This window comes from Zoogloea sp. (assembly GCF_028693495.1).
Taxonomy (GTDB): Bacteria; Pseudomonadota; Gammaproteobacteria; order Burkholderiales; family Rhodocyclaceae; genus Zoogloea.
Genome location: NZ_JAQUVG010000029.1, coordinates 20,847 through 32,433, shown reverse-complemented (window position 1 = coordinate 32,433; position 11,587 = coordinate 20,847). Strand labels below are relative to the sequence as shown.

7 protein-coding genes and 1 pseudogene are annotated in these 11,587 nt (G+C 64.6%); 4 read left to right on the top strand and 4 right to left on the bottom strand.

Translation table 11 applies throughout. The annotated features are described in order from the left end of the window. Positions 1-379: pseudogene (locus tag PHD22_RS06935) on the top strand (translational GTPase TypA); the annotation flags it as partial. A 78-nt stretch (positions 380-457) separates the two neighbouring features. Here PHD22_RS06935 and galU read toward each other — a convergent pair. Genes galU through smc form a run of 4 tightly spaced genes read right to left on the bottom strand, consistent with a single transcriptional unit; the run spans position 458 to position 8,088 of the window. Next, positions 458-1,330 carry a UTP--glucose-1-phosphate uridylyltransferase GalU gene (gene galU / locus PHD22_RS06930; RefSeq protein WP_299864197.1) on the bottom strand — a complete coding sequence of 291 codons (873 nt, stop codon included), beginning with the start codon at positions 1,328-1,330 and terminating at the stop codon, positions 458-460. A 2-nt stretch (positions 1,331-1,332) separates the two neighbouring features. Continuing rightward, positions 1,333-3,435, bottom strand: coding sequence for an NAD-dependent DNA ligase LigA (gene ligA, locus PHD22_RS06925; protein ID WP_299864194.1), 2,103 nt, complete (start codon positions 3,433-3,435; stop codon positions 1,333-1,335). 13 nt (positions 3,436-3,448) lie between these two features. Then, positions 3,449-4,543, bottom strand: a complete 1,095-nt coding sequence (locus PHD22_RS06920) for a cell division protein ZipA C-terminal FtsZ-binding domain-containing protein (RefSeq protein ID WP_299864192.1) — start codon at positions 4,541-4,543, stop codon at positions 3,449-3,451. A 20-nt stretch (positions 4,544-4,563) separates the two neighbouring features. Next, the gene (gene smc, locus PHD22_RS06915) at positions 4,564-8,088 is read right to left on the bottom strand and encodes a chromosome segregation protein SMC (protein ID WP_299864189.1); all 3,525 of its coding nucleotides are present in this window, start codon (positions 8,086-8,088) and stop codon (positions 4,564-4,566) included. Between the two features lie 171 nt (positions 8,089-8,259). Here smc and dapC point away from each other — a divergent pair, with 171 nt between their 5' ends. From dapC to PHD22_RS06900, 3 genes are read left to right on the top strand one after another with little or no spacing between them, the layout of a single operon-like run. Beyond that, positions 8,260-9,480, top strand: a complete 1,221-nt coding sequence (dapC, locus tag PHD22_RS06910) for a succinyldiaminopimelate transaminase (protein WP_299864186.1) — start codon at positions 8,260-8,262, stop codon at positions 9,478-9,480. A gap of 32 nt (positions 9,481-9,512) precedes the next feature. Beyond that, positions 9,513-10,340: a 2,3,4,5-tetrahydropyridine-2,6-dicarboxylate N-succinyltransferase gene (dapD, locus tag PHD22_RS06905; protein ID WP_299864200.1), complete on the top strand. Its 828-nt coding sequence runs from the start codon at positions 9,513-9,515 to the stop codon at positions 10,338-10,340. Between the two features lie 60 nt (positions 10,341-10,400). Next, positions 10,401-11,576 (top strand): PilT/PilU family type 4a pilus ATPase, encoded by a 1,176-nt coding sequence (locus PHD22_RS06900; RefSeq protein WP_299864184.1) that lies wholly within the window; start codon positions 10,401-10,403, stop codon positions 11,574-11,576. Positions 11,577-11,587: the final 11 nt, after the last annotated feature.

The following is an 11,587-nucleotide window of genomic DNA, read 5'->3' as shown; positions in this document are numbered from 1 at the left end:
GGCCGAGCGTCGCAACGGCGTGCTGATCTCCCAGAACGACGGTGAAGCCGTGGCCTACGCCCTGTGGAACCTGCAGGACCGTGGCCGCATGTTCGTGAGCCCGGGCGATGCCCTGTACGAAGGCATGATCATCGGCATCCACACCCGCGACAACGATCTGGTGGTGAACCCGATCAAGGGCAAGCAGCTCACCAACGTGCGCGCCTCCGGCACCGACGAAGCCGTACGCCTGATCAACCCGATCCAGCTGACCCTCGAATCCGCCATCGAATTCATTGCCGATGACGAGATCGTGGAAATCACCCCCAAGAGCATCCGTCTGCGCAAGCGTTTCCTGAAGGAACACGACCGCAAGCGTGCCGCCCGCGAAGAAGCCTGATCCTTCAGAGCAACCGGGACTCCTCCCCGGCCATAAAAAAAGCGCGACAGATGTCGCGCTTTTTTTATGGCCGGGGAGTCAGGCTCGGCTGGCCAGGAAGGCCGCAAAGTCTTCCCCCACTTCCGGATGTTTCAGGGCCAGTTCGACCGTTGCCTGAAGATAGCCCAGCTTGGAGCCGCAATCATAGCGAACTCCCCTGAACTGGTAGGCCAGTACAGCCTCCTCCTCCAGCAGGGAGGCAATCGCGTCGGTCAGCTGGAGCTCGCCACCGGCCCCTGGCTTGAGCGTGCGCAGGTGCTCGAAGATCCGCCCGGTGAGGATGTAGCGGCCAATCACCGCCTGGGTGGACAGAGCCTCCTCGGGCTTGGGCTTTTCGACGATGCCGGTGATACGCTGGATCTCACCACTGTCCCGCTCCGTCGAAACAATACCGTACTGCCCGGTCTGCTCCCGGCGGACATTCATGACGCCCAGTACGGAGCAGCGGTGATCATGGAACACATCAGCCATCTGTTTCATGACCGGGACTTCTGCCCGGGAATCCAGCAGATCATCGGCCAGAAGCACCGCAAAAGGCTCCTCGCCAACCACTGGCGCTGCGCACAGCACGGCGTGGCCCAGGCCAAGGGCTGCAGGCTGACGGATATAGATGCAATTCACATGAGACGGCACGGTATCGCGGACGATCTTCAGGAGTTCGGCCTTACCCCGCACTTCCAGTTCGGTTTCAAGCTCGTAAGCCGTGTCGAAATGGTCCTCAATGGCCCGCTTGGAACGACCGGTGATGAAGACCAGGTCGGTCATCCCGGCCGCGACAGCCTCCTCGACCGCGTACTGGATCAGGGGCTTATCCACAACCGGCATCATCTCCTTGGGGCTGGCCTTGGTCGCCGGCAGGAAGCGGCTTCCCAGACCCGCCACGGGAAACACGGCTTTCGTTACCTTGTTCATCATCACTCCGAGAATAAGTGTCCCTGATCTTCCGTGGGTCGCGACGCCGGAGGCGGAGGGCGCACCAGCTGCCGCAACCCATCCTCATCAAGAATTGCCACCCCCAGCGCCTGGGCCTTTTCGAGCTTGCTGCCAGCATCCGCACCGGCCACGACGAAATCGGTCTTCTTCGATACCGATCCCGCGACCTTGCCGCCAGCCCCCTCGATCAGCGTGGTGGCTTGCTCCCGGCTGAGGGTGGGCAGGGTCCCCGTCAGGACCAGCTTCTTGCCAAGCAGAAGACCCGCGGCAGGTGCCGCAAGCACATCTGCTTCCGGCCAACGCATCCCCTTCTGCAGGGCAGTGATGACATCCCGGTTGTGCTGCTCGGCCAGAAAATCGAGGACACACCGGGCCACCACGGGACCCACCTCCGGAACAGCCAGGAGCGCAGCCTCATCCGCCGCCAGGAAAGCCTCCAGCCGTCCAAAATGACGGGCCAGATCCTTGGCTGTCGTTTCACCTACATTGCGTATCCCAAGCCCGAAAATGAAGCGGGCAAGGGAGGTGTCCCGGCTGTTGTCGATCGCAGCCACCAGATTGGCTGCAGATTTATCACCCATCCGCTCGAGACCAGCCAGCACCCCCTGATTGACCCGCGCGGGATCGTAGAGATCAGCCGGAGTACGCACGATACCGGCACTGACCAGTTGATTGACGATCTGCTCCCCCAGGCCATCGATGTCCACCGCCCGACGGCCTGCAAAATGCAGCAGCGCCTGCTTGCACTGGGCCGGACAGAACAGCCCCCCGGTGCAACGGGCAACCGCCTCGTCCTCCCCCCTAACCACATGGGAGCCACACTCGGGGCAGCAGTGACCGATGGCCTCCAGCAGATCGTAGCGGGGTAAGGCCTGCTCCCGGCGCTCCGGAATGGCGCCCACCACCTCGGGAATGACATCCCCAGCACGGCGCACGATCACCCAGTCGCCGATCCGGACATCCTTGCGATCGATTTCGCCCTGGTTGTGCAAGGTTGCATTGGTAACCGTCACCCCACCGACGAACACCGGCTCCAGCCGGGCCACCGGAGTAACCGCACCGGTCCGCCCCACCTGGACATCAATACCCAGCAGACGGGTCGCCACTTCCTGGGCTGGATATTTGTGAGCAACGGCCCAGCGGGGCTCCCGGGACACGAATCCCAGTTCCCGCTGCAACTCCAGACGGTCCACTTTGTACACTACCCCGTCGATGTCGAAGGGCAGGCTGGCCCGGAGGGATTCAATCCGGGCATGGAAAAGAGCAAGCGCTTCCGGTCCGCTCGCCTGACAGCGATGCTCGCACACAGGCAGTCCAAAGGCAGCCAGGGCGTCGAGAATGGCCGAGTGGGTCTCCGGAAGATTCCAGCCCTGCACCTCTCCCAGGCCATAGGCAAAAAAGGACAGGGGACGCCGGGCCGTGATCGCAGGATCGAGCTGGCGCAGACTTCCCGCTGCCGCGTTTCGCGGATTGACGAACACTTTCTGCCCGGCCGCCTCCTGGCTGGCGTTGAGGCGGGAAAAATCGTCGGTCCGCATGTAGATCTCACCGCGGACTTCCAGCACCGCTGGCGCCCTCCCCTGAAGACGCAGAGGCACGTTTCGCACGGTCCGCACATTGCGGGTGACATCCTCGCCCGTGCTGCCATCGCCCCGCGTCGCCGCCTGGACCAGCACACCGTCCTCATACCGGAGGCTGATCGCCAGCCCATCGAACTTGAGCTCTGCCGCATAGACAATCGGCGGTGCCATCTCGTCCAGCCCCAGGGCCCGGCGTACCCGCGCGTCGAAAGCCCTCGCCCCCTCTGCCGTGGTGTCCGTCTCGGTACGGATGGAGAGCATGGGGAGCACATGGGCCACGGAGGCCAGTTCATCCGCAGGCGCCCCGCCCACCCGCTGGGTAGGGGAGTCCAGGGTCAGAATTTCGGGGTGCGCCTCCTCCAGATCCTGCAGCTCACGGAACAGGCGGTCGAACTCCGCGTCCGGAACGATGGGATCATCAAGCACATAATAAGCGTGGTTGTGGCGCTCCAGTTCGGCCCGCAAAGCCGCCACCCGGGCTCGGGTCTCTTCACTGACACTCATGGGGAAAGCCCGCTCAGGAGAACAGACGCCGGGCCAGGGGCGATCCGGGAGGAATGCCGTAGTCGCTCATCTGCTGCTGGAACTGGCCGATCTGGGCACGGATCAGGCCGACCGCCTTGTCACCAAAAGGCGAGCGGTTGTCGTCCACAACGGCCCCATTGAGACCCTCAGCCATCTTGTGGGCCAGCCCCATCATGCGTTCGAACACCTGTACCCCCCCCTCCACCCGGGGAACGTCCAGCATCAGGGTGACGCCCCGGGTACTCAGGGTGCGCAGGTTCTCGGGCATGAACAGAATTGGCTCCAGGTTGCTGAGGGTGAACAGGCTGGCGCCTGCCTCGTCCCGGGCATGGAAGCTGCCATCCCCGGCCAGTTCGAGCCCCGCGCCTTCCGCCAGGCTGCGCAGCCGGGCGCCCGGAAAGCCTTGATCTCGGGCCACCACATTCACGCCGATCTGGATATCCACTCCCGCACAGAAGCGGTCCAGCGCGGCCGCGTTCCCCAGGGCCTCCGCCGTCGCCGGCAGGGCCGGAATGGCCATGAGTCCATCGCACAGACGCTGGAGCGTACCGGCCAGATGGGCGAGCTCGGATTCCGTAACGGCACCTCGCCGATCCACCAGCTGCAGCACCGCGCAAACCCAGTGGTGGCTCCCCCCGCTATGGGGGGTCAGGAGCTCCCAGCTGTTTTCCATGTCGGAAAAACCATACCAGCGCAGGGAGCGCCCCCCCCCGTCCAGATGCTGGGCAGCGGTCTGCAGCAGGCGTCCGCCCATCACAGGCTCAATCGCCTCGATCCGGACCACCCAGTCAGCCCGATCATCCACATCGGCGGGGACCGCGGGTGAAACCCGACGGGCACTGGCCTCCCGGACACTCTGGGGGCTGGGGGCAGCCCGCACCGGGGTCTCGGCACCAATCACCGGCTCGAGCCGCTCTTCACCCAGTCCTGCGGGGAGCTCGCTGAGCATGGGTTCCTGGACCAGCGGAGCGGCGGGCTCGCTGGCTTTGCGGTGGCGATGCTCCTGCCATTTGTTGAAAGCAAAAATACCCACCACCACGGCGGCACCTGCACCGACCAGACCCAACTGCAATTCACTGATTGCCATCGATTTCCCTTGTTTCCAGCTCAGGCTGCGGCCGTCTCGGCCAGGCGCAGCGCTTCTTCGATATCCACTTCCACCACTCTCGACACCCCCTGCTCCTGCATCGTGACGCCCACCAGCTGCTGCGCGATCTCCATGGTGATCTTGCTGTGGCTGATGAATACGAACTGGGTCTGGGACGACATGCGCCTGACCATCTGGCAATACCGCTCGGTATTCGAATCGTCCAGGGGTGCGTCTACCTCGTCCAGCATGCAGAAAGGCGCCGGATTGAGCTGGAACATGGAAAACACCAGCGCAATCGCAGTCAAGGCCTTCTCGCCGCCCGAAAGCAGCTGGATCGAACTGTTCTTCTTCCCCGGCGGCTGCGCCACGATGGAAATCCCGGCATCCAGGATTTCATCACCCGTCAGGACCAGCCGCGCTTCTCCCCCACCAAACAACATGGGGAACAAACTGCCAAAATGACGATTAACCGTATTGTACGTCTCCTGCAGCTGCTCCCGCGTTTCTCTGTCAATCCTGCGGATCGCATCCTCGAGGGTCTCGATGGCCCCCAGCAGGTCATCGGTCTGCACATCCAGGTAGGTCTTGCGCTCCGAAGCCGCCTTTAACTCGTCAAGGGCCGCAAGGTTGACAGGGCCCAGATCGGCGATTTCCCGCCCCAGGCGAGCCACCTCGCGCTGAAGCACCCCCTCTTTCAAGTCAGGGGTCAGCAAGGGCATGAGGACGGACTCATCCGCGCCCGCTTCTTCCAGCCGGGCCGCATGCTGGCCTTCGGCAAGCTCGGCAGCCTGGGCCCGCAGGCGCAGATCCGCCACCCGCTCACGCTGAGGCAGCGCCGCCTGCTCGGTGCGCTGACGATCTGCCTCGAGCCCCCGCAGGCGTGCATTGGCCTCTTCCAGAACATTCCGACTGGACGATAGCGCCCCCTCCCGCTCTCCGCGCAGGAGCAGAGCTGCTTGCAACGCTGCCGCCACCGAGACCTCATCGATCTCCATCAGGGTTTCCCTGCGCTCCTCCAGCTCTTCGGCAATGCGCTCCAGTTGCTCCGCCGCCAGGGCCCGGTTGCGGCTAATGTCTTCGAGCTTGCTCGCACATTCCCGCTCCGAATGACGGGCCTCCTGCAGCTCCCGGGCAAGGGCCTGCTCAAGGGCACGGGTTTCCCGCAGCACCTGCTCCCTTTCCAGGCGCACGGCCTCGGCCGCATCCAGCCGGCCCCGCTGGAGCCCGGCCAGTTCCTGGCTCCGCTCCAGTTCGGTTTCCGCCCGGAACAGGCGATCCCGCTCGGCCTGCTCGGCATGGGCGATTTCGCCCAGATCACGTCCGATCTGGGCACAGCGCTCCTCGTACCGGAGCCGTGCCTGATTGAGTTTGAGAACCTCCACCTGCTCCCCATGGACCCGGGCCTGCAGCGCCTGAACATCCCGACGCAGCCGGGTCAACCCCTCCTGCACCTGGCTCGCCTCCGTCTCCGCATGGCTCACGGCCTCGTGGGCAAGTACCGCCTCTTCCTCCGTGCGCTCCAGCTCGACGGCCAGCTGCTCGATTTCCCGCTGGCGCTCGATGACTCCATGGGTTCGGGAGTCCGGAGCATAGTGCCCCAGGGAATGGCGATCCAGGAGGCGTCCCTCCCGGGAAACCAGCAGGATGCCGGCCGGTAGGGCCGGGCGACGGTCCAGCCAGTCAGCCAACCGATCCACCACAAAAACCCGTGCCAGCCAGGACGCAAGCACAGGCCGGAGCGCCTCGTCGGCATCCACCAGCTCCAGCAAGGGCCTGGTTCCCTCCGGTGCAGCACAGGGCACGGGGGCTGCGCCCTCATCTGGGAGCAGGAAGGCCACCGCGCTGGGCACCCGATCCTCCAGGGCCGCCAGGACCTGCTGGCCGTCCGACACAGGCAAGGCCCCCAGCCGCTCCCTTAACACCGCCTCCAGGGCCAGCTCCCAACCGGCCGCCACCTGGATCCGCTGCCACAGGGGCCGGAGCGCATCCAGCGTGTGGCGCTTCAGCCAGTCCCCCAGCTGCCCCTGGGACTGAACCTTGTTCTGCAGTTGCTGGAGGGCATCCCGCCGGGCGCGCAGCTCCGTGGCCCGGCGCTGGACCTGGCGCTCGGCGTCGAGGGCCAGCTTGAGGTGCTGCTGGACGGCGGGCAGACGGATCTGGGCGTCGGTCATGTCCCCCTGGCGCATCGCCAGGGTCTCCTCAGCCTCTGCGAGCGCGGCCTCCCGCCGGGCTGTTTCCCGCAGGTCGGGCGCCTGCACGGCGCCCTGCTCATGCTCCAGGCGCGCTCGCCGCTGGGCCAGCGTATCGAGCCCCCGCGCGCTGGACACCCGGTGGGCCTCCTCGACGCGGATCTGCTGCTCCGCCTGATTCAGCTCCCGGCGTACCGCCGCGGCGGTGGCATCCGCCGAGCGCAGCCCCTCCTCCGCCTCCGGCAGGCGATCGCTGAGCTCCCCATGGCGGGCCGCGGCCTGCTCTGCCCGCAGGACCGCGTTATCAAGGAGGGTCTGCCAGCGCTCGTCATCGGCCTCAAGACTGGCCAGCTGGCTCCGCCACTGGGCCTCGTCCCGCTCCAGCTGGGCCAGCCGGCTCTCCAGAATGCGGCGGCTGTCCTGCAGACGGGCCAGCTCACCTTCAAGCCGGGTCAGCTCGGAGCTGACCGCAAACAAGGCCGTCTGGGCATGCTGAACCCCCTCATTGGCTGCCTGCTGGGCCCCACGGGCCTCCTCCAGCTGAGCATCCAGCTCCTGCAGACGGCTTGAATCCGCCTCTATCCTACGGGTAGCCGCAGCCAGTTCCTCCATCAGGCGGACACGCTCCGACCGTGCCTCGTTGCGCTTCATCAGCCACAGGAGGCTCTGGCGCTCGGAGAGGCCCGCCTGGAGGCTGCGGTATTTCTCTGCCACGGCAGCCTGAACCTCCAGCCTGCCCAGCTGCTGACCCAGCTCGTTGCGGATGTCTTCGAGGCGGGCCAGGTTGTCCCGGGCATCGGACAGGCGCCCTTCCGTCTCCTTGCGCCGCTCCCGGTACTTGGTGACCCCCGCTGCCTCCTCCAGAAAACCCCGCACCTCCTCCGGCTTGGCTTCGATGATCCGCGAAATCATGCCCTGCTCGATGATCGCATAGGCCCTAGGGCCGAGGCCGGTACCCAGGAACAGGTCGATCACGTCCTTCCGACGCACCTGAACCCCGTTGATGAAATAAGTGGATTCCCCACTGCGATCCAGAACCCGCTTGACGGACACCTCCGCATAGGGCTTCCACTGACCGGCCGCCCTGCCTTCAGAGTTATCGAAGACCAGCTCCACACTGGCCCGGGATACCGGCTTGCGGGTGGTGGAGCCGTTGAAGATCACGTCCATCATCGACCCGCCCCGGAGCGCGGAAGCCCGGGACTCCCCCAGCACCCAGCGCACGGCATCGATGATGTTGGACTTGCCGCAGCCGTTCGGCCCCACCACACCCACCAGATTGCCGGGCGTAAGCACGGTCGTCGGGTCGACGAAGGTCTTGAAACCAGCGAGCTTGAGTTTGGCTAGACGCACGGAATTCCTGGCCGAAGAAGGTAGACCGAAAGGGGTGAAAACACGGATGCTGCAGTGCCGCATCGCAGGCGGCCGCTATAATACCACCGGCCTTGGACGAGGCCAGCCGGCGATGATCCGGCTTCCCACCATCCCGCCCCCCGAGGGCTGCCTACAGGACTCCCGCCCAACGTGAACCCCCTGCTCGACCAGCTCCACCCCTATCCCTTCGAAAAGCTCCGCGCCCTGTTCGAAGGCATCACGCCCCCCGCCGACCTCAAGGCCATCCGCCTGTCGATCGGCGAGCCCCAGCACGCGACGCCGGATTTCATCCGTCAGAGCCTGGTGGAGAACCTCGCCGGACTCGCCAACTATCCGACCACCCAGGGCTCCGACGCCCTGCGCCAGTCCATTGCGGGCTGGCTGGAGCGCCGTTACGGGCTTCCCCAGGTGAGTGCCGCCAGCCAGGTCCTGCCGGTCAACGGCTCCCGGGAGGCCTTGTTCGCCTTTGCCCAATGCGTCATCGACGGCAGCCAGCCCGCGCCCCTGGTCGTCTGCCCCAATCCCTTCTACCAGATCTACGAGGGTGCCGCCTATCTGGCCGGCGCCCAGCCCTGTTTCATCAACACGCTGCCCGGGGACAACTTCGGCTCGGACTTCGGGTCCGTCAGCGACGCCGAATGGCAGCGGGTCCAGCTGGTCTATGTATGCTCTCCGGGCAACCCCACGGGGCGGGTGCTGTCGCTGGACGAATGGGCGACCCTGTTTGCCCTGTCCGATCGCCACGGCTTCGTGATCGCCGCGGACGAATGCTACTCGGAGATCTACTTCGACGATGCCCAGCGGCCCGTCGGCGGGCTGGAAGCCGCCCACCGCCTGGGCCGGACCGACTTCCGCAACGTGGTGATGTTCTCGAGCCTCTCCAAGCGTTCCAACGTACCAGGCATGCGTTCCGGCTTCGTGGCCGGAGACGCGGCGATCCTCAAGCGCTTCCTTCTCTATCGCACCTACCACGGCTGCGCCATGAGCCCCAGCGTGCAGGCCGCCTCCGCCGCCGCCTGGAACGATGAAGCCCATGTGGCCGAGAACCGCCGCCAGTACCGCGAGAAATTCGCGGCCATCACCCCCATGCTCCAGCCCTGGCTGGATGTATCCTTGCCCGACGCGGGCTTCTACCTCTGGGCGAACGTTACCCGGCTCGGGCTGTCGGATACCGAGTTCGCTCGTCGCCTGCAGGCCGAATATAATGTGACGGTTCTGCCGGGCAGCTTCCTCGCCCGAGAAGCCCACGGCATCAACCCAGGCGCCGGATTCGTGCGCATCGCTCTGGTGGCCGACCTGGCAGAGTGTGTCGAAGCTGCCGAGCGCATCGTGCGCTTCGCCCAACAACTCCAAGACAGGCCACTTGCATGACCTCCCATCTCGACCCCAATCATCTGCACATCATGACCCATCACGAAAATCCCTTCTCCGCCCTGATCGAAGATCTCTGGGAGCGCCGCACCGAGCTGTCCGCCGCGAGCGCCACCCGGGAGCAGATCGAAGCCATCGAACATGTGATCAACGAACTGGACCAGGGCAAGCTGCGGGTCGCCGAAAAGATCAACGGCGAGTGGGTCACCCACCAGTGGCTGAAGAAGGCCGTGCTGCTGTATTTCCGCACCCACGACAACCAGGTCATCGAGAGTGGCACCCGCTACTTCGACAAGGTTCCGACCAAGTTCGACCACTACGATGCCCATGACTTCGCCAACGGCGGCTTCCGCGTGGTCCCGAACGCTACCGTCCGTCACGGCAGCTTCATCGGCAAGGGCGTGGTCCTGATGCCCTCCTATGTGAATATTGGTGCCTATGTGGACGAGGGCGCCATGGTGGACACCTGGGCGACCGTCGGTTCGTGCGCCCAGATCGGCAAGAACGTTCATCTTTCCGGCGGTGTCGGCATCGGCGGCGTGCTGGAGCCGCTCCAGGCCAACCCCACCATCATCGGTGACAACTGTTTCATCGGCGCCCGCTCCGAAGTAGTGGAGGGCGTGATCGTGGAAGACAACTGTGTCATCTCCATGGGCGTATACATCGGTCAGAGCACCAAGATCTACGACCGTGCCACCGGTGAGGTGACCTATGGCCGGGTGCCCGCGGGTTCCGTCGTGGTCTCCGGCAACCTGCCGTCTGCCGATGGCAGGTACAGCCTGTACTGCGCCGTGATCGTCAAGAAGGTCGACGCCCAGACCCGGGCCAAGACCAGCATCAACGAACTGCTGCGCGACTGAGGCAGCTGACCAGCCAGGGGCCGCCCATGGGCGGCCCCATCCTTTTCTGCAGGCCGCCCGATGATCATCGACAAGCTTTTCGCCCTGATGGCCGAAAAAAAGGCCTCCGACATCTTCATCACTGTCGGCACGCCGATTCACATCAAGATCGACGGCAACACCCTGCCAATCAATCAGCAGGCCATGGACCCGGCAATGGTCCAGCGGATGGCCTACGAGATGATGACCCCGGAGCAGACCGAACGCTTCGAGAAGAGCAAGGAGATGAACCTCTCCTTCGGCCGGCGGGATCTGGGCAATTTCCGGGTCAACATCTTCTGGCAGCGCAACAGCATCGCCATCGTCGTACGCTACATCGCAGGAAATATTCCCCGTCTGGACAGTCTGGATCTGCCCCCGGTGCTGAGCGACGTAATCATGGAAAAACGTGGCTTGCTGCTGGTGGTGGGAGCCACCGGGTCCGGCAAATCCACGACCATCGCCTCGATGCTGGACTACCGCAACGAGAACCGCTCCGGCCATATCCTCACCATTGAGGACCCGATCGAATACCTCTTCAAGCACAAGATGTCGATCGTGAACCAGCGGGAGATCGGTGCTGATACCCTCGACTGGCACAACGCCCTGCGCAGCGCCATGCGCCAGGCCCCTGACTGCATCCTGATCGGTGAGATCCGCGACAAGGAGACCATGGAGGCCGCCCTGGCCTACGCCCAGACCGGTCATCTGTGTCTGGCAACACTCCATGCCAACAACGCCTATCACGCCCTGAACCGGATCTTCAGCTTCTTCCCGATCGACGCCCGCGCCCTGCTCTCCCTGGATCTGGCAGCCACCCTGCGCTGCATCGTCTCCCAACGTCTGGTCAAGCGCCCCGACGGAGGCCGGACACCTGCCGTGGAGATCCTTCTCAACACACGCCAGGTGGCGGACCTGATCGAGCGGGGTGAAATTTCCGCCATCAAGGATGCGATGGAACAGAGCCTGACCCAAGGATCGCGTACCTTCGAACAGGATCTGTTCCGGCTTTACCGGGAAAAGACCATCACCCTGGAAGAGGCCCTGAGCAATGCGGACTCACCCACCAACCTGTCCTGGCTGATCAACAACGCCCAGATCAGCAGTGGCAACAATGATCGGGGCGCCCGCAACCCACCGACCATCGACTTCGAGCAAACCGACCCGGACGGTTCCTCCTTCAAGGAATTCACCCTCGAACTCGATCACGAAGACTGAATCCGACAAAA

Coding starts and splice junctions, on each gene's coding strand:
- galU (WP_299864197.1), bottom strand. CDS start 1,330: ATGAACAAGGTAACGAAAGCCGTGTTTCCCGTGGCGGGTCTGGGAAGC.
- ligA (WP_299864194.1), bottom strand. CDS start 3,435: ATGAGTGTCAGTGAAGAGACCCGAGCCCGGGTGGCGGCTTTGCGGGCC.
- PHD22_RS06920 (WP_299864192.1), bottom strand. CDS start 4,543: ATGGCAATCAGTGAATTGCAGTTGGGTCTGGTCGGTGCAGGTGCCGCC.
- dapD (WP_299864200.1), top strand. CDS start 9,513: ATGACCCATCACGAAAATCCCTTCTCCGCCCTGATCGAAGATCTCTGG.
- PHD22_RS06900 (WP_299864184.1), top strand. CDS start 10,401: ATGATCATCGACAAGCTTTTCGCCCTGATGGCCGAAAAAAAGGCCTCC.